The organism is Chryseobacterium sp. X308 (assembly GCF_020733145.1).
Lineage (GTDB): Bacteria > Bacteroidota > Bacteroidia > Flavobacteriales > Weeksellaceae > Chryseobacterium > Chryseobacterium cupriresistens.
On record NZ_JAJFZH010000002.1, the window covers coordinates 188,611 to 214,640 of the forward strand.

The window sequence follows — 26,030 nt, forward strand, 5'->3', positions numbered from 1 at the left end:
ATGTTAAATTAATTTTTTTCTGTTGTAAAAGGTGAAGCAGGAAGCCTGCTTTTGTTTTTAAGATTGCCGTCCGGGTTGTCTGCCCAGTCGTAACGTACATTAACAGGACTGGTGACCTGATCATTCCATACCCTAACTTTATTACCTTTTGCTTCTGCTTTTGCCCATTGGTAGCTGCCGTCTTTCTGCTGTATGGCAAAACCTTTAAGGCTTCCCTGTACCAGATCATCTGTTCCGGTTTTAAAGGATAAAATAATGGTATTGCCTTCTGTCTTCATCGACTGATAAACGGGGCCGTCAGCTATGATCTTTTTGCCTTCCCCAATTTTCAGGGCCTGTAAAGCCAGCCTGTCACCTACTGCTTTTTTATTGAGCGGATGAATATCATTCCATTCTCCCACATCAATCGTTACCGCAAGTCCTGAATAAGGAACATTAAGAGAAACCTGTCTCTGCTGTTCTCTCAGCTCAGCCCAGTTGCTTTCAATCGGTTCATCTTTTTTTTCCATGAAATTGGCCAGCTGCACAATGAAGAACGGCAGGTCTTTCTTATTCCATTTTGAACGCCAGTCTGAAATCATTGTTGACAATAAATCTCCATATTCTTTTGGTTTCCCGGTATTGCTTTCACCCTGGTACCAGATAAATCCTTTGATTTTATAATTGATCAGCGGATTAATCATCGCATTGTAAAGACCTACCGGTTTCCAGCGGATAAATGTTTGTCCGGGAGCCATTTTTTCCATTTTTGCTCCTATTTTATATTTCCACTCGCCTTTAAGGTCTGTTTTTTGTCCGTCAATTTCCAGATAATACGGCTTATCAGCGATAAACTGTCCTTTTCCGCTGCCATTGATGACTCTTACGGTAATGATATTCTTTCCTTCTTTTAAAACACCTTTCGGAATGTCATACCATCTCGGCGGATATTCATAGGTTACATTTCCTACTTTAATCCCATTAATGTAAGTAATATCAGCATCTTTTATCCTTCCCAGATTGAGAAATGCTGTTTTCTGATCCACTCCTTTGGGCAGAATAATTTCTTTACGGAACCATACCGAACCGTCAAACGGAGCTTCCTGATCTTCCCATGATCCCGGTACCATCATGGTTTTCCACCCGGAATCATTCCCGTTATCTTTTTCCCAGTGTTGGTTGAAACCAATATCACTCTGATCCAGCTCTGCATACCAGGCTTTGCTTAATGATCTTTCCTGGGATTCTGTAGATTGTATCAGGTCATCGTTTTTCCATTTTTCTGCTTCAGCCAGGTATTCCGGGTATTTTTTCAGTGATTTTTCATCCATCCAGGCCTGAACCGGAGAGCCTCCCAAGCTGGTATGAATAATTCCTACCGGAACTTTATTTTTTTCATTCAATTCTTTGGCAAAGAAATAAGCAACGCCTGAAAAATCAAGAATAGTCTGAGGATTGGTACTTTCCCACTTCCCGCCGTCAAGATCATTTTGCGGAGCTTTAAAATTATATTTCTGCGGGACTGTAAAGAATCTAATATTCTGATTATTGGCGTTCTTAATTTCATTTTCATATAAAGGTGTCAGCCTGCGCATCGGAAGTTCCATATTGGATTGTCCTGAGGCTACCCACACGTCACCAATAAGAATATCTTTAAGGGTGATCTCATTAATCATCATGGTATATGGACCTCCGGCATTAAGCTTTGGAAGCATAAGAGACCAGTTTCCCCTTTGGTCTGCTGTGGCATTATACGTTTTATTGATAAACTTAATTGTAATTTTTTCTCCTGCATCGGCATATCCCCAGATTTTAAGATCCTGATTTCTCTGAAGGATCATTCCGTCTGAAACCAATGCGGGAAGCCTTACCTTTGCATGAAAACTGCAAATAGCTGCAAGAAAAAATAATAAATATAGAGTTCTGTTCTTCATGGAAAAAATCTGTTTTTAATGTTGGTTCAGCTTTATTTCTTTTCGTAATTTTCTGTCAGTAAACGGACTTCAATGACTTTAGCGGTCATGAGTTTTTCATCTGCAAGGAATTTCACCGTAAAATTTTCTTTATTTTTTTCTGAATCCGGAATCGGAACAATCAGATATTGGGGTAAACTTCCGGACTTTCCTTCCAGATTTTGGGTAATGATTTTTTTACCGTTGATCTCAATATTCAGCGTACGGCTGGTATTCGCATCAAAGTACAGCAGGTAAAGATATGAAGCATTTTTTCTGGTATTTTTCATCTGGTAACTGAACCAGCCTTTGGCATCACGGAAATGGCGGTCTTCCATATATCCTGTACCAGAGTCTTTGCTTTCTATAAAGTGATCTGATTCCGGCTGCTGTTCTCCCAGCTGGATCTTATCTGTGGTGATCATATCCAGTTTTCTGGTTTCTGCTTCTTCTTTTGCCCTTTGCTTCAAAATATTTTCTATTCCGTTTTTGTCAGCCTGAGGCCAGTATAAAATATATCTTTCTGCCTGAATACTGTAAAACGGTACAAGATCTAAACCTTTCCCAAATTTTTCAGACGGATAAAGACCTGTAACGGTAAAGTTGAGCGGTTTATTGTTCGAAGGCGCGATATGACTGACAACTTCTGAAGAATTTCCGAGGATAACGGGAATTTCGTTTAAAGGGATCTGCGGACCATGAGCAATATGGCCTCCTCTGCTATCGTCCGCAAGGAGTCCCTGTTGGTTTTCGGTCCCGTATTTTGCGGCAAGCACCACAGGTCCGTATTTAAATGCATAATAACTGGAGCGGTCAGGCAGCTGTTCTGCGGAAAGATGCATTGGTAAAATCATTTTCACGACATCTCCTTTTTTCCATTTTTTGGTCAGTGTAAAATAGCCGTCAGAACCACGCTGTGCTTTCTGCTGTTTTCCGTTGATCAGAATTTTTACTTCTGAAGGTGTCGTCCATTCCGGACATCTCAGTTTTACATCAAATTCTGATTTTCCCGCGGCATCAAAGATCAATGTTGTTTCAGGAACTTCCGGGAAGTTATTAACCTGGCGGAGCACTACTTTTTGCTGTTTCCATGTCAATGTGGAAGGAATAAACAGGTTTACAAATAAATCCTTATCCGACCGGGCATAAATCATTTCCCCATATTTGGCATGATTTTCCATTCCGGATCCCACACAGCACCAGAAGCTGGTCTGAGGCTGTGAATACACACGGTAATGTCCGGGACGCATTGGCGTAAAGTAAACAAAGCCTCCCTGATCATGATTTTCTGTGGAAAGAATATGATTGTATAATGCTTTTTCGTAATAATCTATATAATATGATTCGGGCTGCGTTGCATAAAGCTCTTTAGTAAGCTTGAGCATATTGTAGGTATTGCAGGTTTCCGGACCTTCAATACTTTTTATCATGCTGCTGAAATCATTGACAGGGTTAAAATGCTCACTGACACTGTTACCACCAATAACTGAAGATCTTTTCTCTGTAACGTTATGCCAGAAAAAATCAGCGGCATTACTCCAGGACGTATTATTCTCAAGATCGGCAATACGTTTATAGCCGATTACTTTTGGAATCTGTGTATTGGCATGCAGTCCTGTAAGTTTATCTTCTCCTGATAAAAGCGGTGTAAGAATAGCCTGATGGGAAAAACGGTGAGCCAGTTTGAGATATTTCCGGTCATGAGTGATCTCGTAAACATCTGCAAAAACTTCGTTGAGCCCTCCATGTTCACTGCGCAGCATATCCTGTATCTGTTCATCAGAAAGGTCTGAAACTTCATTTGCCATCCAATCTGTAAGCTTTATAAGCATTGCCTTTGCTTTTTCATTTCTGGCATACCAATACGCATCTCGCAGTCCTGAGTATAGTTTGTGAATATTATATAAAGGTACCCACCTGTCGTTCAAACCGAAGCCTGAAGCGCGAATATTTCCCTGTTTTATTTCTTTCCATATCTTTTTCCCGTCGGGAATCCCTGAAATGTATCCGTCCGGAGAGGCTTTCTGGCAACGTTCCAGCTCACTGATCATATAATCAATTCTCTGTTGTATTGCGGTATCTCCTGTAGAAGCATACATCAGGGATAATGCGGAAATATAATGTCCTCCTATGTGACCATCCAATCCTGTATTTTCCCAATTAGGATAATTATCTGCCTTGGGTTTCAGCCCGGCTTCTTTAAGATAAGGAGCCAGCAGCCTGTCAGGTTCCATAGCCATGAGATATTGACGGTCTGCTATCATAGCTTTATTGAAAACACTCTCTGATAACTTTACAGTTTCCAAAGGGAAATAATGAATTTTCTTATTCATCTGCGCTGAGGCAAATGAAGCAAAACACAATAAAATAACCGAAAGTTTTGGGGTCATGGATAAATGTTAATTCAACATTTCTAAAATAACAGAAAGAATCTATATACGAAACATTTCCTGAGTCTGTTTGACTTATTTTTTCATTTAAAACTTTCAATAAAGCCCTGAAAACAACAAAAAACACACTACCTTATCATAAAAAATAAGATAATTAATTTACAGTAAAACAAAACCTTACAACCATATAATTCCCTATGAAAATGAATTCAGGATATGTTTTGGCAAAAATTTCAAAGATATAGCAAATACCTTATCGTATTTTTAACGTTAAGTCCCTTTTCTTGACTATTATCAATCTTCTTTTTAATTTTAACACAATTTTAACATTCAATTCATGTATGATTAACCTGATTTCAGTGATATTTTCCGGTTTTGATACAGGTTTTACCTCCCAAAATATCCGTTAGGAATAATTTTAATGAAATAAATCATTCAGATTAAAAAGTGTATGAATCACATTTATATAATATCATATTCATAAAAGCTTTACCTTTGTAGTAAAATATAAAAGATGACTGAGGATTACTCCCAATATCCCAAACACCTTGTTGCCGTTGACTGTATCATTTTCGGTTTTGACGGCGAAAATCTTAAAATCCTTTTGGTAAAAAGAAATTTTGAACCTCAAATGGGCGAATGGTCATTGATGGGTGGCTTCGTTGGCAGTGAGGAAACTTCTGATGAGGCGGCTAACAGAGTTCTGTGTACATTGACCGGTCTTGAAAATATATATCTTGAACAGCTGAAATGTTATACGGAAATTAACCGTGAGCCGACGGCCAGAATCATGTCTATCTCCTATTATGCACTGATCAATATTGAGAAAGATATCCAGATCAATGAGCAGTACAGTGCAAAATGGGTGGAACTTCAGAAAGCTCCTGACCTTATTTTCGATCATAACGAAATGGTAAAGGATGCTGTAGCCAGGCTGAGGAGAAGAGCTTCCACAGGACCTATAGGATTTGAGCTTCTTCCTGAAAAGTTCACAATGAAAGATCTTCAGAATCTTTATGAAGCTATTTTTGATGAAAAATTTGACAAGCGGAATTTTACCAGCAAGATCAACAGTATGGATATCCTTGTGAATACGAATAAAAAGGATATGACGTCATCCAGAAAAGGGTCTTTTCTTTATCGTTTTGATGAAAAAAAATACAATAAAAAAATCTCGCGGGGATTTATGTTTAAAATCTGATAGACCAGCCTGTTTAATTTTGGAAAAAGTATTCCAGAAAATTAACAATTTAGAATGATACAAAATTCAGCATACTCTTATAAAAATCTCACATTTGTGAGATTTTTTTTGTGTTCCTGGCGGAAATTTCCAGCAGGACAAACAGTTATTTTGTCTTTTTTCAGAATGATCGTAATAAAAATTTATGATAAGGTTTTTTCTTTTCTCCTACCACACAAGGCATTATAATTATATGGTTTATAATCTTATTTATGATATGTAATTTTTTGTTAATTTTTGATAAAATATTGATTTATATTTAATATTATGTGTATTTTTATACAAAACTAATAACCATATTTAATAACAACTCAAATTTTCACAAACCCCGAACTTAACTTCGTGGGAACCAGAAAAAGAGAGAAAAAGATTTTCAAATTGCAAACTGAATAGAAATGATTCCAGTATTCTACCTAAAACCGGTATTTAGGTAAGGAGATATGGAGACAAACAGGTTAAACGGTTTAGTAATCTGAAAATCAATCCTTATTCAAATCCACCGTTAATAAAAATTAAGAAGTTTTACTTATCTGCGCAATACTCCTGCGCGGGATGGAGAATCAAAATATTGACGGCTAAAAAATAAGACCAAACTTTAAATATATCAAATTATGAGAACAAACAAAATGTGGCTTTTTTTGGCCTTTCTGTTAATTATTCTTTCCAGCTGTTCTACGATGGATGAAAAAAATTTACTAGAAGACCCTGACACCAACTTAAGTACCAGCAGTAGTGCAAGAGCATTGGCCGCAACACCAATGCTGCATGTCGGAGGCAAATACCTTAAAGACCCCTGTAACAATAATGTTGTCTTACATGGTGTCGCCATAACTCCAAGCCCCTGGTTCAATGGCTGTCAGTATGGCGCCAATTCCGGCTACTGTACCTGGGATAATTACAATGTACAGGGCGCACTGAACTATAATAAAGCTGTCATGAACAAGCTCAGCAGCGCTGCTGATGGCTGGTATCTCAATTACATCCGCCTTCATATTGATCCGTATTGGACCAATGATCCCGGACCGGCTATCCCTGAGAACGATATCTCAAGATTCAATTATAACCGCCTGGTAACTTATACAGATCAGGTAATAATCCCACTGATCAACCATGCCCGCAGCCTGGGAATGTATGTCATCCTACGTCCGCCAGGTGTATGTCCGAGCCGTATTGCAGTGAATGATGCGTACCATAGCTATCTTAAGACGGTATGGACTTTCCTTTCTCAACATCCCGGATTGAAGAATGCTGACAACGTGATGTTCGAATTAGCCAACGAACCTGTTGAGATTCTGGGTACAAATGGCACATGGGGATCGACAGGAAACGAGCACTTTGCAGCACTTAAAAACTTCTTCCAGCCATTAGTCAACATCATTCGCAACAATGGAGCCAATAATGTTTGCTGGATACCGGGTACAGGCTGGCAATCGCATTATCAGGGTTATGTCAATAACCAGATTACAGGTGGTAATATTGGTTATGCTGTTCATATCTATCCGGGTTACTGGGGTGGTGTCAACAACTATCAAGCCTTTCAGAATGCATGGAATATCAATGTTAAACCAATCGCAGACATTGCACCGATTGCAATTACCGAGACCGACTGGGCACCTCAGGGATATGGTACCTTCGGCATCGGTACAACAGGTACGGCAGGCGGAAGCGGATTTGGCGCCAATTTAAAATATATCGTGGATCAGTCAGGCAATGTAAGCTGGAATGTTCTTGCCCCGGATAACCTCCTCCACAAAGGCGATCCTAATGCAGGAACAGCCTACAACAATGATTGGGAAGCCTGCGCCGCACCAGTTAAACAGTGGTTCCAGCAATATGCATCCTCCAATTATCCTGTTGGAAACTGTAATACAACCAGCAGCCTGGTTAATAATGGTATTTACGAGATCGAGTTTCAGACCGATGCCAATAAAGTAGTTGATCTAAAATCCGGAGAGGATGCCAATGGCGCAGTGTTAAGACCATGGACAAGGAATGGTGCTGCCGCACAACGCTGGGTTGCCATTGACGCCGGCAATGGTTACTGGCGTTTTGTATCCAAAGCGAGTGCAACCAATCGCTGCATTGACTTAGCCAGTAACAGCAATACACTGGGAACCTCGATCAGGCTTTGGCAGAACTATGGTAATGATGCACAAGCCTGGCAGGTAGTTGCTGTCTCCAATGGTTATTATAAAATCCTGTCCAAGGTGGACCCTACACGTGGCTGGGATATTCCCAACTGTACCATGGATGGCAATTCAAACTTACACCTTTGGGATTATTACGGCACGTCATGTCAATTGTTCAAGTTCAAATATATTGGAATGAATTAATTGTCAGAAGATATAATAAAAAAACCAGGATGCTTTTTAAGCATCCTGGTTTTTTTATTGATGTGAAAAGTCAATTTTGCTTCGCAGTCAATAATGAGTTTCTAAAATTAACAGTGAAACGAATTCACTATTGACTATTCACTTTTAAATAATCAATTTGCTTCGCAGTCAATAATGAGTTTCTAAAATTAACAAGTAAAACGAATTCACTATTGACCATTCACTTTTAAATAATCAATTTGCTTCGCAGTCAATGATGAGTTTCTAAAATTAACAAGTAAAACGAATTCACTATTGACTATTCACTTTTAGCATTGTAAAAGTCAATTTTGCTTCGCAAGTCAATGGTGAATTTTTAAAATTGACAGTGAAACGAATTCACTATTGACTATTCACTTTTAAAAAGTCAATTTGCTTCGCAGTCAATGGTGAATTTTTTAAAATTGACAGTGAAACGAATTCACTATTGACTATTCACTTATAACATATTTCTACGTTTACCAAAATCTTACATACAAGGCGGTCAGTAAAAGCAGTGTCATCACAATCAAAACTAATGTCCTGTTGTCTACTTTAAACATTGCTACATCAATGGCAAAGGCTTTAGGATTAATTTTCGGACCTGCAAGACTGATCAGGATCATGGCGATTATGGTGATAAAAAACGACCATCCCATATTGATCAGGAAAGGAATTTCGGTAATGGTATGAACCACCCCATTTTCCAGCTTTTCATAAGTGAATGCTGTATACATCCACGTCTCTTTCCCGAAAATTTCAACGGCAAAGCTGTTGAAGAAGATCGCCAGGACAAATCCTAAAATCACTCCTACCAAAGCAGCTGTGCCAGTCGTTCTTTTCCAGAACATTCCCAGAAGGAACATGGCAAAAACTCCCGGACTGATAAAGCCCGTATATTTCTGGATAAATGTGAAACCGCCTTCACCACCAATTCCTAAAACATCTGTCCAGGTAAAGGCCAGTGCTGCCATCATGGCGATAATAATGACCCAGCGGCCTGTTCTCACCATCTGAATTTCGGTGGCATCTGTTTTAAGGTATTTCTTATAGATATCCAGGGTAAAAATGGTTGAGATACTGTTCACTTTTCCTGCCAGTGAGGCTACAATTGCTGCTGTCAATGCTGCAATCGCCAATCCTTTAAGTCCAACAGGTAAAAATCCTAATATTGCAGAGTAGGCACCGTCTTTCACTCCGTTGAATCCCGGAAGGTGTCCTTTGGAATATAAAACATAAGCAGCGATTCCCGGAAGCATTACAATTACAGGCATGAATAATTTAAGAAAACCTGCAAATAAAATTCCTGTTCTTGCCGTTTTCAGATCTGCTCCCAAAGCTCTCTGTGTAATATACTGATTGCATCCCCAATAGTTCAGGTTAACAATCCACTGCCCGGCAAAATACATGGCCAGACCCGGTAACACTACATATTTCTGTACCTCAAGGTTCTGAGGCATTGCCAAAGTAGTAGTCGTAGTTGTTGGTTTTTGAAGAATCAGCTTAAAGTGCTGCGGAGCCTCATTGATCAGGGTATTGAATCCTGCCAGCGCATTTCCTACAGCGGCTCCGTTGATTCTCTGATCCACGATCTGCAACGCCATATACACCGTTGCAAAACCTCCGATAATAAGGACAGCCACCTGTATAACGTCTGTATATCCAATTACTTTCATTCCTCCGAGACCGATCAGAAGGGCCATAAGCAAAAGAGCGATCATAATACCGTGAAGATGCTCTCCTCCCAGCAAAGTATCGATGGCAAGAGCACCAAGGTAAAGAATGGAAGTAAGATTCACGATAACATACAGAAACAGCCAGAATACGGCCATGATGAGCGAAACAGATTTGTTATACCTTCTTTCCAGAAACTGGGGCATGGTATAAATCTTATTTTTAAGATAGATCGGAATAAACCAGACTGCGATAATGATCAGTGCAACGGCAGCAATCCATTCGTAAGCGGCAACAGCGATTCCGACAAAGAAACCTTCACCGCTCATTCCGATAAACTGTTCAGCAGAGATATTGGAAGCAATTAAGCTGGCTCCGATCGCCCACCAGGTCAAAGATCCTTCCGCAAGGAAATAGTCCTTACTTCCTGTAGATTCAGATTTTTTCTTTTTATAGATCCATAATCCGTAAGAAGCTACCACTACAAAATAGATCAGGAATATGATGATATCAATAGTTGCTAATTTTCCCATAGTTTACTTTTTTACGGAGAATTTATAGATGGTTTTCGAGTGGTATTTCTGTCCGGGCTTCAGTTCTGTGGAAGGAAAAGAAGGCTGATTCGGTGAATCCGGGAAATGCTGCGTCTCTAAGCAGAACCCTGTTCTGAATTCATTTTTACCACCGGTTTTGGTATCAAACTTTCCGTCAAGAAAATTTCCGGAATAAAACTGCACACCGGGTTCATCTGTGAAGACTTCCATTAATCTTCCTGTTCCCTGGTGATACACTTTGGCGATACTTCTCAAACCTTTTCCATTCAAAATCCAGTTGTGGTCATATCCTTTTCCTTTTTTCAGCTGATCATCGTCTGCACTGATATCTTTTCCGATAGGCTTTGAAACCGTAAAATCAAAAGGAGTTCCTTTTACGGCTTTTTGTTCACCTGTAGGAATTAAAGTTTCATTCACCGGAAGAAAATGATCCGAATTAATCTGCAGTTCATGATCGGTAATCGTTTTTGTAAAATTTCCTGACAGGTTAAAATAGGAATGTTGGGTAAGATTTACCACTGTTGGTTTATCAGTTTCAGCTTCATAGGAAATTTCCAATGCATTGTCGTCTGTAAGCGTGTAAAAAACAGTTGTTGTTAATTTCCCCGGATATCCTTCCTCACCGTCTGCACTGGTATAGGATAATTTCAATGTCGGAAATTTTGCATCTTTTACTACCTCAATATTCCAGAATCTGTTATGAAATCCCTCCTTTCCTCCGTGAAGGCTGTTGGGGCCATCATTTTTGTTGATTTCATAGGTTTTGCCATCGAGTGTAAATTTTGCATTGGCAATTCTGTTGCCGTATCTTCCGATCAAAGCCCCGAAATAATAAGGGTTTCCATCGAAATATCCTTCAGGTTTTGTAAAACCCAGAACCACGTCTTCATATTTCCCGTTCTTATCAGGAGCAGTTAAAGAAGTGATAATCCCGCCGAAGTTGATGACCTCAACTTTCATCCCGTTTTTATTGCTTAATGTGTATTTTTTAATAGAATCGCCTTTGGGCGTCACTCCATAGTCTGAAGTTTGAACATTCTCCATTTTTCCTGAAATATCCTGTTTGTTATTTTCTTTTCTGCAGCCGAAAATAATTAAAAATAATAAAATAAAAATGCCGTTAAATGTTGTTTTTTTCATAATTATTTACATATTTTTTACAATTAATTAACGATAATACATTTCATTCCAACGAAGTGTATTTTTAAAATCACGCATTCTGGTATCTTCATCAATGACTAATGATTCAATTCCTGCTATTTCAGCAAAATCTTCCAGCTGTTCTGCCGAAATATTTTCACTGTAACATGTATGGTGTGCCCCTCCGGCCAGTATCCAGGCTTCTGCGGCTGTGTATAAATCAGGAAGAGGTTTCCATAAAACTCTTGCTACCGGAAGTTTTGGCAGCTCTTCTGTAATTTCCAATGCTCTGGTTTTGTTGATCAGCAGTCTGAAATGGTTTCCAAAGTCCATCAGGGCAGCGTTCAGGGAATCAATATTTCCTCTGGAGTTAAAAACAAGACGAACGGGATCTGCTTTCCCTCCGATTCCCAACGGATGAATCTCACATGATGGTTTCCCGGCTGCCAACACAGGATCTACTTCCAGCATGTGGGAGCCTAAAATAGAAGGGTTAGAAGGATCAAGATGATAGGTATAATCTTCCATAAAAGCATTTCCTCCTTCAAGGCCCTGCCCCATTGTTTTCATGGCACGTACCAGTGCCGCTGTTTTCCAGTCTCCTTCGCCTGCAAATCCGTATCCTTTCTGCATCAGGCGCTGTACGGCAATTCCCGGCAGCTGTTCCAGCCCGTGAAGGTCTTCAAAGGTATCTGAAAATCCTTTAAATCCTCCGTCTTTTAAAAACTTCTCAAGGCCCAATTCAATTTTTGCAGCGGTGTGCAGCGAACTTCTGTTGGCTCCTCCTTCCAAAAGGGAGGCTGCCATGTGATAAGAAGATTCATATTCTTCCATAAGGCTTTTTATTTCCCCCTCACTTACAGAATTGATAACGCCTACAAGATCACCGATACCCCAGGTATTGACTGAAAAACCGAACCGGGTTTCAGCTTCCACTTTGTCACCGTCTGTAACGGCTACAAATCTCATATTATCTCCAAAGCGTGCAAATTTAGCTCCCTGCCAGTCGTCCCAGCCTCCAGCAACGCGGCTCCAGTCACCGATCTGCTTCTGAACTCTTTCTTCTGACCAGTGTCCTACCACGACTTTTCTGTTCTTTCGGAGTCTGCTTACCATAAAACCAAATTCACGGTCTCCATGAGCTGCCTGGTTGAGATTCATAAAATCCATATCCATGGTAGACCACGGAATATCTCTGTTGAATTGGGTATGCAGATGCAGAAGAGGTTTCTGTAAAATTTTTAATCCTCTGATCCACATTTTAGCGGGTGAAAAAGTATGCATCCACGTAATTACTCCTATACAGTTTTCTGCATGATTGGCTGCTGCAATGGTTTCAAATATCTCTTCGGTAGTTTTTACCGTTGGCTTTACAATAATTTTTACCGGAATGAAAGAAGATTTTTCAAGTTCTTCCCCAATTTTTTTTGAGTGGTCTGCTACCTGCGCCAGTGTTTCTGGTCCGTATAAATGCTGACTTCCTGTGATGAACCAGACTTCTTTGGTATTGAGAGGTGTTAACATAGTTTTGTTGATCGTTAATAGTTGTTTATCTTAAAGTGTTTAGTGTTTAAATTCCTGTCCGTAGTAGGCATTCTTGCCGTGTTTACGTTCATAATGTTTTTTGATAAGTGAGTCTTTCAGACGTTCCGCATCAGGATTGATCTGTCTGGTGATATAAGCCATTTCAGCAATGGTCTCCAGTACTTTACTGTTGTAAACTGCCTTCTCTGCATTTTTTCCCCAGGTAAACGGACCGTGATTGCCAATAAGAACCATTTCCACTTCTTCCGGAGAGAGCTGTTTTTCTTTAAAGCATTCCAGAATCTGTATTCCTGTGTTGTATTCGTAGTTTCCTTCGATCAGCTCATCCCGCATCGGTGGAGCGCAGGGAATATCTGCCGTAAGATGGTCTGCATGGGTGGTTCCGAAAACAGGGATATCCATTTGTGCCTGTGCCCACGCCACGGAATAGATGGCATGCGTGTGGGAAATTCCACCGATATTTTCCCAGTTTTTGTACAGGTAAGCATGGGTCTTGGTATCGGAAGAAGGTCTGAGCCTGCCTTCAATGACATTGGCATCAAAATCTAAAATCACCATATCTTCCGGCTTTAAAATATCATAAGGTACACCGCTTGGTTTAATGGCAAAAATCCCCTTATCGCGGTCTACAGCGCTTACATTTCCGAAGGTATAGACCACCAGCTTCAGGGCATCCAGCTGCATATTCGCTTCATAACATTCTCTTTGGAGTTCTTTATAGGTATTCATTTTGAGTATTATTCAAAAGGTTAAAATGGAAAATCAGGAGTTCTGAAGTTCTTTCCTGTTGTTTTTCAGTCTGGTATTATATTCTACAAAATCAGCAAGCTTCTGGTATTGCTGCATTAGTTCTCTGTAGTGCTGCACTTCTTCGGCTTTCGGCTGGTATTCCGCTTCAAATCCGGAGCCCATTTTCATACTGGCTTCCTGTACAGTCGGATAAATTCCTGCTGATACAGCTGCATAAACTGCGGCTCCCAAAGCAGGAGTCTGGTCTGAAGCAGCTACTGCAATAGGCATATCCAGAACATTAGCGAGTGTCTGCATAATAAATGGTGATTTCCTTGCCACTCCTCCAATTCCGATCACTTTATTGATTTTCACACCTTCCTCCTCAAAACGGTCAACGATCTTCTTAGCTCCGAAACAAATAGCATTGACTAAAGCTTTGAAAATATGGGGTGCTTTTGTTCCCAGAGAAAGCTGGCTGATCGCTGCCTTAAGTTCCTGATCTGCATCCGGTGTTCTTCTTCCGTTTACCCAGTCCAAGGCAACCGGAAAGGCATCGGAAAGAGGAATTTTTTCTGCTTCAAGGGTTAATTTTCTGATAAGTCCGGCCTCCATTTCTTCAGCGAGCTTTGTCTTCTGCTCCTCTGAAATACTTTCGGAATGTATCATCACCTGGTGAACCGGCCACATCAGAATATCTTTATACCATGCCAGAACATCTCCAAACGCGGACTGCCCTGCTTCAAGTCCTATCAATCCGGGAATTACGGAGCCATCAACCTGACCGCAGATTCCTTTTACGGTTGTATCTCCAATAGCTTCTTGTGAGGCCACCATAATGTCACAGGTGGAAGTTCCCATGATCCTGATCAGTGTATTTTCTTCCACCTTTGCTCCCACTGCGCCTGAATGGGCATCAAAAGTTCCTACCGTAATAATGGTTTTGGTGGTAAGACCTGTTTTTGCGGCCCATTCTTCATTCAGATAGCCGGCAACTTCATCTGAAGTATAGGTTTCCCTGTATAATCTTCCTCTGAGGGTTCCGAGAGAAGGATCAAGCCTGTTGAGGAATTCTTCGGAAGGCAGACCGTCCCATGATTCATGCCACATGGCTTTGTGACCGGCAGCACAACGGCTTCTTTTGAACGTGGCCAGGTCTTTATGATCTGATAAAAGATAGGTCAGATAATCACAGTGCTCCATCCAGGTGTACGCAGCATTTTTTACTTTTGCATCTTCTCTACTGATGTGCAGTATTTTGGCCCAGAACCATTCTGAAGAGTAAATACCGCCTTCATATTTTGTATAATCTTCACCACCCCAGTTTCTCGCAAGGGTATTGATTTCTTCGGCTTCACGAATGGCAGTATGGTCTTTCCATAAAACCATCATGGCATTGGGATTCTCTTCAAATCCCGGAACCAGCGCCAGAGCAGTTCCATCACTTGTTACTGGTAACGGTGAAGAGCCTGTAGTATCAATACAAATACTGACGATCTGCTCTGCCGGTATCCCGCTTTCTTTTACTATTTCTGAAATCGTTTTTTCCAGACCTTCAATATGATCTGAAGGATGCTGTCTGAAACTGTTGGCTGAAGGATTACAAAATCGGCCTTCCTTCCATCTCTGGTAGTAGCTGACTGAAGAAGTTATTTCGGAACCGTTTTCAGTATCAATAAGGACGGCCCGTACGGAATCTGTACCGTAGTCCAGCCCGATAACATATTTTTTCATGGTGGTGAAACGTTTTTGATTATTGAGATTTTAAATTCTCCTGATGAGATAAAAACAAATATAAGATTCTATTTTAAATAAATGTAAAAAACACACTTATTTTTTATAACATACTACAAAACAATCTATTAAATTATTTTAACCTTTAAAACAACCAAAGAATTGGCCGGAATTTCTGTTGAAATTTCACCTTTTTTAGCTTCTGAATTCTCCTCTTTGGGTTTCACAGGTTCAGCATCGAAATTATTTTCACTAGAAAGCTGCGGGGCAGACAGAAGAATTTTGGTTACTTTTTTACCGATTTTCAGAGTTCCGGGGTTGATATTTACTGTTTTAGCCTGAGTATCAGTATTGACGATTTTAATAATAATCTCGTGAGTTTTCGCGTCTTTTACTGCTGTAGCGTATAATTTTTCCTGGCCAGATACTGCTTTTCCGTTGCTTTCTATTTTCAGTACATCCGTTCCTTTATTGTTGGAGAATAATTTCTGAACATAATAATTCGGTGTCGCGTAAGATTTCAGATTATTGAACCAGATGAGATCGGGCGTCCACTGCCAGCCGTCAGCATGGGCAAAAAGCGGTGCATAGGAAGTCATATACACCACATCTGCATTTCTTTCAAGACCGGTCATAAAAGCGGCTTCTGAAAGGGCCGTCAGCCAGTTGTTCTTATTATCAGGTTTTACCACACCTACAGACTGGGCTGCATATTCTCCGGCAAAGACTTTTGGCCCGGAACGATCATAATGGTCATATCTTCCAGCATTTTTCATAAACCAGTCGGGTGAGTTGTAATAATGTTCATCAACAATCTGTGCGTTAAGCTGCTTCAGCTCTTTCCAGCCATATTCAAAGAATTCGCCGTCGGGTGATGGTCCGCTTCCGGAAATGATCTTAATGTCAGGATATTTTGTGTGAATGGCTTTTTCAAATACTTTATAACGTTCAATATAATCTGCTCCCCACTGTTCATTTCCTACTCCGATAAATTTTAGGTTAAAAGGCTTTGGATGTCCCATTTCAGTACGGATTCTTCCCCATTTTGTTCCGGAATCCCCGTTGGCAAATTCAATCAGGTCAAGGGCATCCTGAACATAAGGATCCAGGTCTTCCATTTTCACCAGTTCTGCGGTATTGAACTGGCATGCCATACCACAGCTCAGAATAGGAACAGGTTCTGCGCCCAGATCTGCGGAAAGCTGGAAATATTCGTAAAATCCCAGCCCGAAAGACTGTCCGTAATCCGGTGTAAGACGATGTGGAAATCCTGTACTCCATTTATTGATAAGATATTCACGGTCTGCTATATTTCCTATTGTTTTTTTCCACTGATAGCGTTCTGCCAAAGTTCTTCCCTCTACAATACAGCCTCCCGGAAACCTCAAAAATCCGGGCTGCAAATCGTATAGTTTCTGAACTAGATCTTTTCGTAATCCACCTTTTCTGCCTTTCCAGGTATCCTGCGGGAAGAGTGAGATCATATCCATGTTGACAATACCGTTTCCGGTAAATGTAATCCGCAGTTTTGCTTTTTCTACAGTTTGTGGTGATTTAAAAACAGCTGTATATCTCTGCCATCCGTTTCTCTTTATAAGTGTGGAAACTGAAGAAATTTCCTTCCCATTTTCATCAACAAGACTTGCATTTACCGCAGCAACATTTCCTGAAACATTCTCCAGATCAAAACTGAAATCATATTGTTCTCCCTGATGAAGCCCTATTCCTCTGAATCCTTCATTCTCCAGAAGATAATTTTTATCATTCAGAACAGTAATTCGTGCATAATTTTTATTGGTTTTGGCAGGATCGGAATAAATGGTCAGAAATCCGGAATCCAGATTAGGAGAAAGTGTTTTTGTGTTGGGCTGTTTCCATCCTGTAAAAGGTTCATCAAATTCAAAGCTGCGGTTTTTAATCAGTTCCGCATACAATCCGCCATCAGCTGCAAAATTGATGTCTTCAAAGAAAATTCCGTACATGGTGGGTTGTATTTTAACAGGTGCAGAGGTTTCTTTCAGATCCAGATTAAAAGTACGGACTGTATTATTCTGAGCCGAAAAAAAAGCAGCACTGAGGGAAATTGCGATGGAAAATATTTTGTTTTTTGTTGTCATAGATCGTATATTTTGAAGCTAAAGCAAATCTCAATTTGTCCTGAATCAATTTTTATTTTACTTTTAGCGGAATACTTTTTAACCCCGCATCATCAGAAGTTCCGCCATAAAAAATGGTATAGTCGCCGGGTTTTGAAACCAGATCATCTGCTTTTTCATCGTAGAATGCAAATGATTCTTTGGAAAGGATCAGCTGAATATTTTTTGTTTCTTTAGATTTAATCAAAGTTCTTTCAAAAGCCCTTAACGTTTTTACAGGAGCCTGGGAATCGTTATTTCTTTTGATATAGACCTGAACCACTTCTTCACCATCCCTTTCTGAAACATTGGCTACCGGAATTGTGATCGTCACATTTTCGTTGGTACTGATCGTATTTTTGCTCAGTTTTGAATCTCCATAAACAAATTTTGAATAGCTCAGACCGTGCCCGAATGGATAAAGTGGCTTTTCCGTCATATAACGGTAGGTTCTTCCCTGCATATCATAATTTTCAAATCCTTCGTGCTTGCTTGTTTTTGAAAGGGCGTTGTCCAGCTGTTCAAGGTTTTTGTAAAAGGTAATGGGTAATTTTCCGGAAGGGTTATAATCCCCTGCCAAAACATCTGCCACAGCAGTTCCTCCTGATTGTCCGCCATACCAGGCGTTTAACAGGGCATCATAATTTTTTTCATCCTGTTCCAATCCCAGAGCACTTCCGGTACAAAGAACAAAAACAACAGGTTTGCCGGTTTTTCTAAGCTCCGCCAACAGGTCCCTCTGGACTTTAGGAAGGGCAATCGAAGTTTTGTCACCGCCTTTGAAGCCTTCTGCATTCACCATCATCTCTTCACCTTCCAGACTTGGGGAAAGCCCGCCTGCAAAGACAATGACGTCTGCATTTTTCACCTTTTCCCTTACAGAAGCAAAATTAACAGGGTCTTTTCTGTAGACTTCAAAGCTGATGCTCACATATTTTCCTTTTTGTGTATGACGCAGTTCTATCTTGTATTCTTTTCCTTTTTCCATTTTTACAGGAAACTCTGAAGGATGTCTTGCATCAGGCCCTTTTCTTGTTGCGATTTCTTTTCCGTCCACGAAAAGTGTATAGATATCGGAAGTGGAAGCAGAAAACACGACCTCTCCTGTATAGGTACTTTTGAAAATGCCTGAAATGATCGCTGATGTATTTTCTCTTCCTACATTGGGCGCAAGTCGGGTTCCTCCAAAACTGTTATAGCTGATGGCGGTTGAATTTACGGAAACATTGGCCGGCTGCCCTTTGAATTCATTGTTATTGAAAAACGCTACTTTCATTCCTTTCGCACCGTTTTTCTGACTGATAAAATTTTGATAGAGTGATGTTCTGGAAGAAGGATCTGTTACTTCGCTTCCTTTTTCGTAGATAATTTCAGCATTCGGGAATTTGGTTTTGATTCCGTCTAAAATCGTTACAATGGAAGAAGGGGTTCCGTTATAGTTTCCTAACTGCATCAATCCGTCATCAGCGTTTGGTCCTACAATGGCAATTTTTTTAATATTTCTTCTGAGAGGCAGGATATTCTTTTCGTTTTTCATCAGCACAATTGATTTTTGTGCCATTTTCAGTGCCTGCTTTTTATGTTCTTCAGAATCGACAACAGAATATGGAATGGTATTCCAGTGAACGGAAGATTTCGGATCAAGCATTCCCAGCTCCAACCAGCCTTTCAGGATTCTGCGCATCGACTCATCGATATCTTTTTCGGTAATCAGTCCGCTGGCCAGAGATTTGTTTAGATTGTTATAGGTATCTCCGCATTCCAGATCCGTGGAATGTTTCAGAGCATCTGCTGCGGTTGTTTTTTCGTCAGGATGGGTGCCGTGGTATTTTTTCTGATAGAAATCGGCCAGTGCCCAGCAGTCTGAGACTACCATTCCATCATACTTCCATTTTCCACGGAGAATTTCTGTAAGTAAAGTATTGTTTGCACAACATGGCTGCCCGTCAAAAGCATTGTAAGCACACATTACTTCTCTTACATTCCCTTCCTGAACCAATGCTTTAAAAGCCGGCAGATAGGTCTCATACAGATCTCTTTTTGAAATTTCTGCATTGTAGGAATGGCGGTTCCATTCCGGTCCGCTGTGTACTGCAAAATGTTTGGCACAGGCGTGGGTTTTAAAATATTTCGGGTCGTTTCCCTGCAGACCTTTTACTGCAGCAACACCCAGAGCAGAGGTCAGATAAGGGTCTTCACCATAGGTTTCCTGGCCTCTTCCCCATCTTGGGTCACGGAAAATATTGATATTGGGTGTCCAGAAGGTAAGTCCTTCATAGCGTCCTGTTTTTAGAGCTTCATCAAAAGACCTGTTGTATTTTGCCCGTGCTTCATCAGAGATCATTTCAAAAGTTTTCAAATGCTCCGGAACATCCCATGTGGCCGCCATCCCGATCGCCTGAGGGAAGACAGTAACTGTTCCTGCTCTGGCCACTCCGTGAAGTGCTTCATTCCACCATCCGTAGGCTGGAATTTCCAGACGTGGAACTGCCTGGGAATTATCCATCATCATTCCTATCTTTTCTTCTGTTGTCAGTAAAGTAAGAAGGTTCTCTATTCTTTCATTAACCGGAAGATCCGGGTTTCTGAATGGATATGTATAATGGCTCTGGGCAAAAAATAAAGGTGCTGCAAGGGTTGCACATAGGATTATTACAATTCTTTTCATAGGTATGTGGTTTCAATAAAGTCCTAAGACTTTGTGGATTCTGTAATTAATGATTTTCTAACCACAGATTTCACGGATTTTCACAGATGACTGCGCATAATTCTTTATAAGAATGGGGTTAGCAAAGTCCGAAAAATGGCTGTTGATTTTGTGATTAATGATTTTCAACCCACTGATTTTACAGATTTTTACGGATAATTATGTTTTCATTCTTATTTTATACAAATTGCCAGTATTATTCAGCAACAATGCAATGAAAAACAAATATAACGTTCTATTTTAAATAAATGTAAATAATACACTTAAATTAATAGTAAATCCTACTTACTTTTGGTTTTCATCTACCAAATTGTGGAAATAAAGCCACCATAAGCAATGCTCATGATGGCTTAGGATTCAATTTATTCTTTGATTAATTTTTGTTTTACGACTGTATTATTTTTTTGAGTAACCTCAATAAAGTAAATACCAGCCGGGAAATTCCCCACATTAATTTGGTTTTTCCCTGAATTTATTTTCAACCCGGTTCTGATAACGCTTCCTCTAGCATCAAAAATGATGGCAGCTGCTTCTGACAGATCAGAATCAATGAAAAGATCTGCTTTTACCGGATTAGGATATATTTTTATCCCCTCTTTTTTAGCTTCAACAAAAATGTTTCTGGCACTTAACGATCCGAAATTTAAAGGAAGAACATTAGCTGAATAGGCATTTTCTTCTGTAAGATATGCTTTGAAAGATCCTATTGCAGGCTCGCTTCCGGCAGTTACTTTATAAAAGCCTGTTACTCCGTTTTCTGTTTTCAGCACATAGGCATTCGCCGGAACTTTGATACTCTGATATACTCCGTTCATCTGATTGACCGTGATTGCTTTGGGTGTGGAAACATTTCCTGAACCATTGAAAGTAATATTCCCTGTCGCATTGATGAGTACCGGAGTGTTTGCAGGAATGATCCCGTTTGAAATTGCAGTACAGCTGATATTATTGGCATTCGGAGACATCAGATAAGCAGTAACTCCGGAAGGTATATTAGCCTGGAATGGCAAGATCAGCACGTCATAACCATTAAAGGCACGGCTGTAAGAAGCTGTATTCGCTGTGAAGTTAAACGGCACCTGAAAATCCTTGCCCTGACCGGAAAGGACAAGATTTGAACATGTAGTACCGGAGATCACATTATTGGCAGATGAACTTACGTTTGAATTTACATAATAAATGCTGTTAGTGTTGGCACTCATAGGCTGCCAGTTGTTGGAGGATGTAACTCCTGATGCATTTCTGAAGTCTACAGAAGTATAATAGCCGTTTTCCAGTGCATCCATCAGATAGCTGTCGCTTGCGGAGTAGGTTCCTCCGAATTTAGAAGCAATTTCATTACCTACATTGAAATAAACATCTCCGAGATTAAGCGTAAGTACGGAGCTGTAATTGGAATTTCTCAGTCCTAAAATTCCTTTGCATCCGTCTGTAAGCACCTGTCTTGAAATATCTAATGTGATATCGAAGTTTCCTCCCTGCGGAAAATTAATCTTGCCGTAATTATATGATTTCGTTACGCCCTGGCTGTTGATGTAATATAAAGTCGTATTGTCTGAATAGCTTTGTCCCGCTGTTGTATAGCTGTTTACATGCAGGATCAGTTTATTGTACCGGTCATTAAGCTGAAGATATCCGTTAGCAGCAGTCATATTATTACTGATAAGAGGGCTTGGATTGGAGAACGTCACCGTTGTATTGCTGATATTGAATCCTGTCCCAAAAGCTGTACTGGTAGTAGTCTGGGTTTCAATTTTATTATAATGAATATCACCGCCTGTCATGAGAGAAGCAGGTCTGTCCCCACTTTTATTAAAAACAAAAGTCATGACACTGGAAGGGGCAATATCAGCAGTGGGTCGGAATGTTGCCGTACTCAAAGAAATAGGTGTACTCACCATATTGGATTGTGTATTGGTCAATATCTTTGTTCCCGAAATAGTATAAAAAGGCAGGTCAACCTTCAGGCTATAGGCATTCTGAGAAGGATTAATGACCATAAGAACGACCTGATTACCATCCTGGGAAATATAGGAAGAGCCTTGTAATACTCCGGTTTTGTCATCCCATTTTGCATCTATTCTCGTCTTTCCTGTTGTGTACTTGGCATAATGTGAAAGGATATAACCCCTTTTGGTCATTACACCTGCAGAAGTTCCATAAGTTCCGTCCCCCATCAATCCGTAATACCGTTTGGCAGAATAATGAATCCATGCATTGACATTACCTAATAATGCATTGTTGACGCTGCCGGCGAAAGTAAAAGCATCTATGTTCCAGCTGAAATCTCTTGCCGGCTGAGTGGATGAAGAGTTCCAGTTGATCAGATATTCTGTCTGCCAGATTTCTTTATTATAATTCTGGAATTGTTTGTAGGTAGACTGCATAAGCCCGTATTGATGCCCTCCATAAACTTCAAAATTAGCCATTGCCGCAGGATCCAGCAAAGCACTGGCAAAGTTATCCGTAAATCCCACACTTTCCGGGGCAATCACTTTACAGTTGATGAGCTGCCCATAGTTCTTGATGAAAGTGGTAATTTGTGCAGGAGTCCAGATACATCCCTGATACTGAGCCATTTCATCCGGCTCATTTTGAATGGAGATATAATCAAGCTCTACTCCGTTGTTCTGAAGATAGGTTACAAAACTGTTGAGATAAAGGGCATAATCCTGGTAATTTTCGGTTTTCAGATATCCTATCTGCTGTACACCATTGGCATCAGTATACACAGCATTCACATGGTTATTGGTTTTCCAGGCTGCAGGCATTGTCCATGGTGAGGCAAAAATGGTAAGTCCCATTGATTTGGCGAGCTGTGCTGTAGCCAGTACAGAACTCCAGTTGCTGCTGTTTTCAGGGATATACAATCTCATAATGTTATATCCGCCTTCACTGGAAGCTCCCCAAAGCGTCTGAATTTCTGAGGTAGACATATGATTATAGGCAAACTGGGGACTGCAGACAAATCCTCCGAACCCTTTTATTTTCTGATAAGATATGTTCTTATCAATTTTTACAGTTGTAAGCTGCCCATACGCCAGACAGCTGAAAAACAAACATATAGAATGAATGCTGAGAAGATTTAAAAGTTTTTTCATAATGGTTTAGTTTTAGATATTTGTGATTTTGATCGTAAACAATTAAAGTAAGGGCAATAGATTCCCCATCAAGACGGTTCATTTTCAAAAACCGTCAGGAAAATACCCTGAATGATATCAGGCAGCGATCTGTTAAATAAAGTTGCTTACAAAATCATTCGCTGTTCTTTCTCTTCATTCTCTGTGAGGGAACTGTATTTCAGATTGGAATGTGAATTAAGATTAGTGTTTCATAATTAAAGTGTTGTTTGTGATGAGTATTGGGCCAATCAGTCAAGCATTTCGCTTTCGGGAGCGCCCAGGTAAGAGGATTTTAAGCCTCCGGTGTTGATCAGTATCTTTTCAAGGACAATGCCGGGTTCCAGCACTCTGAAACGTAATGTATGTTTTCCAGCCTGCTGAACCGAATGTTTTGTAACGGATTTAATAATATGTTCTGACTGCCATCTTCCCAATTCTCCTTTGTAATGGCCATTGAAGTTGACAATTTGCGGAGTTTCATTGTCAAAAGAAATTTCATAGCGAAGTCCTTTATTATGATTAAAATTTAAAGTCGGGGCTAATAATAGCTGGACTTCAAACTCACCTTTTGATTCAAAATTGATATCATATTCCAGCCAGATATTTTCATCGCTTTTAGGATATGCATTCTGCGGAAAGGTTGTCACTCCCGACTTTGTTTTTCCAAAATCAGGAATCACTTCCCAATGGATTCGGTCAGAATTGCTCATTCTTGCAAAATTTTCTGCTTCAATGGAAACATAGCCGTTTTTCTCCTGAAATACCTTTTCTTTGGGAACCTCAGCGTCAGAAATATAGGTCACTTCAGGCATTATATTTTCTTTTCCGTCTGCCCAGCTTATATATCCTATCCTCATCTGATCCATCATATGTTTCCATTTCCCGCCGGCTATCACATTGTTGTATTGATTATCCAGATAAGCATTTCTTTCAAAACATGCCTTCGCTTTATCTGCATAGAAATTGGCTTCAGGATCTTTTTTTGCTGCCAGTTCCCTGTTTTTTGCCAGCGCATAATACATTTCGTATAAATTGCTGCACGCATCAATCGGGTATAAAACCAACTGATAATACGTATCCTGATATTGTGTCGGAATCTGTTCTTTTAACCGTAAAGCTTCTACAGCCAATGCTCTGTAATCATTTAAAACCGTTTCAAATTCATGGTAATTCTGAAGGCTGTACGTTCTGCTGTCAAGCGTTTCAGGGGTTACTCTTCTGTTGTATTTGGCATACAGGTTAATCATCCTGGCAATTTCTTTTGCGTGTTTTTCACCAAACTGCTGAGCAGCCCATTTCTCAGTATATTCCAAAAGGTTTTTGGCATTAAACTGCTTTGGATTCCAGGCCATTTCCAGGAAAAAGCTGATTGGAAACTCCATGGGTTTTAAATCTCCCACATTCACTACCCAAAGCTTATCTACTTTATGTTCATAAGAAAGATTCATCTGTTCCCATACTCTCTGGATGGGGCTTATGTTGATCCATTTGGAATTTCTCGGGCCGCCTACATAATCGAAGTGATAATAAATTCCATAGCCGCCTTTATGCAAAGGTTTTGAAAGATCAGGGAGCTTTCTTACATTTCCCCAGTTATCATCACAGAACAGCAGGATCACGTCATCCGGAACCCTCATTCCTTTATCATAATAGTCCTGAACTTCTTTATACAATGCCCAGACCTGAGGCGTTTTCTCAGCCTTTTTCCCGGTAACCTCAGTGATGATTTTGCGCTGGTCTTTTACAATTTTCTCTAGCAGGGAAATATTGGTTCCCTCTCCCATCGCTTCATCACCATCACCGCGCATTCCCACTGTAACAAGCTTTTCCCAGTTCTTGCTTCTTTCGAGTCCGGATCTCCAGAATTTTTGTAAAACTTCTGCATTTTTAGCATAATCCCAGACATTCGGGAGGTTATTTTTTTTAATATACCTGTGCCAGTCAGTTTGTGCCAAAGCCATAGGCTCATGGTGGGAAGTTCCCATGACAATACCCATTTCGTTCGCTAACGGCCCGCTCAGAGGATCATCGTCATAAAATGCTTTTCCCCACATTGCCGGCCAGATGTAATTTCCTTTAAGACGCAGGATCAACTCAAAAACTTTCTCATAAAACTTACTGTTTACTCCGCCAAATGTTGCTCTGGCCCATCCTCCCAACGAAGGCTCTTCATCGTTAAGGAAAATACCACGATATTCTACAGCAGGCTCTCCGTCTGTGTAAATTCCTTTTTTAAAGTATACATTTTCTTTTTTCTCAACCGGAACATCTGCCCAATAATGCCATGGTGAAACACCTATCTGCTGAGATATTTCATAAATTCCGTAAATCGTTCCCCTTTTATCACTTCCTGCAATCACAATGGCTTCAGAAACACCCGGAAAAGGATTACTGACATTCTGAATGATATATTTTTCTCTTTTCCCTGTTAATGCTTTTCCATCCAGCTTTTTTTGTCTGATCAAAACATCAATGGTTTTGCTTTTACCTGCTTCACCAATAATGATGACCATTCCGTTCATACCGGAATTTTGTGAAATAAGCTCAGGCTGGACACCGGTTACTTTTTGAAAATCAGATTGAAGATTCGCAACAGCGCGCAAAATTCCTTTATCCGAATCACTGTCTGAAAAAAGCATCAAACCTGAATTGCGCTCTTTCAATACCATCGAATTTTCTGTCTTAGCAAAAGAAATAAATGGTTCGGTTGCTTTTACAAAAAATATAAACAACAACGTAAGAAACAACGAAATGTTTTTTGTAAAATTCATACTATAT

13 protein-coding genes are annotated in these 26,030 nt (G+C 40.1%); 2 read left to right on the plus strand and 11 right to left on the minus strand.

The window, feature by feature from the left end:
* Positions 1-8: 8 nt before the first annotated feature.
* Positions 9-1,913 carry a sialate O-acetylesterase gene (locus LIV57_RS03925; protein WP_227941503.1) on the minus strand — a complete coding sequence of 635 codons (1,905 nt, stop codon included), beginning with the start codon at positions 1,911-1,913 and terminating at the stop codon, positions 9-11.
* A gap of 32 nt (positions 1,914-1,945) precedes the next feature.
* Positions 1,946-4,321 (minus strand): glycoside hydrolase family 127 protein, encoded by a 2,376-nt coding sequence (locus tag LIV57_RS03930; RefSeq protein ID WP_227941504.1) that lies wholly within the window; start codon positions 4,319-4,321, stop codon positions 1,946-1,948.
* A gap of 514 nt (positions 4,322-4,835) precedes the next feature.
* On the opposite strand from LIV57_RS03930, the gene LIV57_RS03935 reads away from it, so the two are divergent.
* A complete protein-coding gene (locus LIV57_RS03935) occupies positions 4,836-5,522 on the plus strand; it encodes an NUDIX hydrolase (protein WP_047422617.1) in 687 nt (228 codons plus the stop codon).
* A gap of 650 nt (positions 5,523-6,172) precedes the next feature.
* Positions 6,173-7,894, plus strand: a complete 1,722-nt coding sequence (locus tag LIV57_RS03940) for an RICIN domain-containing protein (RefSeq protein ID WP_227941505.1) — start codon at positions 6,173-6,175, stop codon at positions 7,892-7,894.
* A 497-nt stretch (positions 7,895-8,391) separates the two neighbouring features.
* On the opposite strand, the gene LIV57_RS03945 is transcribed toward LIV57_RS03940, so the two are convergent.
* The 9 genes from LIV57_RS03945 to LIV57_RS03985 form a co-directional block, all read right to left on the minus strand.
* Positions 8,392-10,119, minus strand: a complete 1,728-nt coding sequence (locus LIV57_RS03945; RefSeq protein ID WP_227941506.1) for a sodium:solute symporter family transporter — start codon at positions 10,117-10,119, stop codon at positions 8,392-8,394.
* Between the two features lie 3 nt (positions 10,120-10,122).
* On the minus strand, positions 10,123-11,280 hold the full coding sequence (locus LIV57_RS03950) for an aldose epimerase family protein (RefSeq protein ID WP_227941507.1): 1,158 nt from the start codon (positions 11,278-11,280) through the stop codon (positions 10,123-10,125).
* Between the two features lie 27 nt (positions 11,281-11,307).
* The gene (gene araA, locus LIV57_RS03955) at positions 11,308-12,804 is read right to left on the minus strand and encodes an L-arabinose isomerase (protein WP_227941508.1); all 1,497 of its coding nucleotides are present in this window, start codon (positions 12,802-12,804) and stop codon (positions 11,308-11,310) included.
* 39 nt (positions 12,805-12,843) lie between these two features.
* On the minus strand, positions 12,844-13,554 hold the full coding sequence (locus tag LIV57_RS03960) for an L-ribulose-5-phosphate 4-epimerase (RefSeq protein ID WP_227941509.1): 711 nt from the start codon (positions 13,552-13,554) through the stop codon (positions 12,844-12,846).
* 33 nt (positions 13,555-13,587) lie between these two features.
* Positions 13,588-15,288 (minus strand): ribulokinase, encoded by a 1,701-nt coding sequence (locus LIV57_RS03965; RefSeq protein ID WP_227941510.1) that lies wholly within the window; start codon positions 15,286-15,288, stop codon positions 13,588-13,590.
* Positions 15,289-15,416: 128 nt separating this feature from the next.
* Positions 15,417-17,405 (minus strand): alpha-L-arabinofuranosidase C-terminal domain-containing protein, encoded by a 1,989-nt coding sequence (locus LIV57_RS03970; RefSeq protein WP_227941511.1) that lies wholly within the window; start codon positions 17,403-17,405, stop codon positions 15,417-15,419.
* Positions 17,406-17,457: 52 nt separating this feature from the next.
* On the minus strand, positions 17,458-20,091 hold the full coding sequence (locus LIV57_RS03975; protein ID WP_227941512.1) for a beta-glucosidase: 2,634 nt from the start codon (positions 20,089-20,091) through the stop codon (positions 17,458-17,460).
* A gap of 401 nt (positions 20,092-20,492) precedes the next feature.
* Complete coding sequence (locus LIV57_RS03980; RefSeq protein ID WP_227941513.1) at positions 20,493-23,231, minus strand: T9SS type A sorting domain-containing protein; 2,739 nt, start codon at positions 23,229-23,231, stop codon at positions 20,493-20,495.
* 269 nt (positions 23,232-23,500) lie between these two features.
* Positions 23,501-26,023 (minus strand): glycosyl hydrolase 115 family protein, encoded by a 2,523-nt coding sequence (locus tag LIV57_RS03985; protein WP_227941514.1) that lies wholly within the window; start codon positions 26,021-26,023, stop codon positions 23,501-23,503.
* Between the last annotated feature and the right edge of the window lie 7 nt (positions 26,024-26,030).

Coding starts and splice junctions, on each gene's coding strand:
- LIV57_RS03950 (WP_227941507.1), bottom strand. CDS start 11,280: ATGAAAAAAACAACATTTAACGGCATTTTTATTTTATTATTTTTAATT.
- LIV57_RS03930 (WP_227941504.1), bottom strand. CDS start 4,321: ATGACCCCAAAACTTTCGGTTATTTTATTGTGTTTTGCTTCATTTGCC.
- LIV57_RS03985 (WP_227941514.1), bottom strand. CDS start 26,023: ATGAATTTTACAAAAAACATTTCGTTGTTTCTTACGTTGTTGTTTATA.
- LIV57_RS03975 (WP_227941512.1), bottom strand. CDS start 20,091: ATGAAAAGAATTGTAATAATCCTATGTGCAACCCTTGCAGCACCTTTA.
- araA (WP_227941508.1), bottom strand. CDS start 12,804: ATGTTAACACCTCTCAATACCAAAGAAGTCTGGTTCATCACAGGAAGT.
- LIV57_RS03935 (WP_047422617.1), top strand. CDS start 4,836: ATGACTGAGGATTACTCCCAATATCCCAAACACCTTGTTGCCGTTGAC.
- LIV57_RS03945 (WP_227941506.1), bottom strand. CDS start 10,119: ATGGGAAAATTAGCAACTATTGATATCATCATATTCCTGATCTATTTT.
- LIV57_RS03980 (WP_227941513.1), bottom strand. CDS start 23,231: ATGAAAAAACTTTTAAATCTTCTCAGCATTCATTCTATATGTTTGTTT.
- LIV57_RS03970 (WP_227941511.1), bottom strand. CDS start 17,405: ATGACAACAAAAAACAAAATATTTTCCATCGCAATTTCCCTCAGTGCT.
- LIV57_RS03965 (WP_227941510.1), bottom strand. CDS start 15,288: ATGAAAAAATATGTTATCGGGCTGGACTACGGTACAGATTCCGTACGG.
- LIV57_RS03960 (WP_227941509.1), bottom strand. CDS start 13,554: ATGAATACCTATAAAGAACTCCAAAGAGAATGTTATGAAGCGAATATG.
- LIV57_RS03940 (WP_227941505.1), top strand. CDS start 6,173: ATGAGAACAAACAAAATGTGGCTTTTTTTGGCCTTTCTGTTAATTATT.
- LIV57_RS03925 (WP_227941503.1), bottom strand. CDS start 1,913: ATGAAGAACAGAACTCTATATTTATTATTTTTTCTTGCAGCTATTTGC.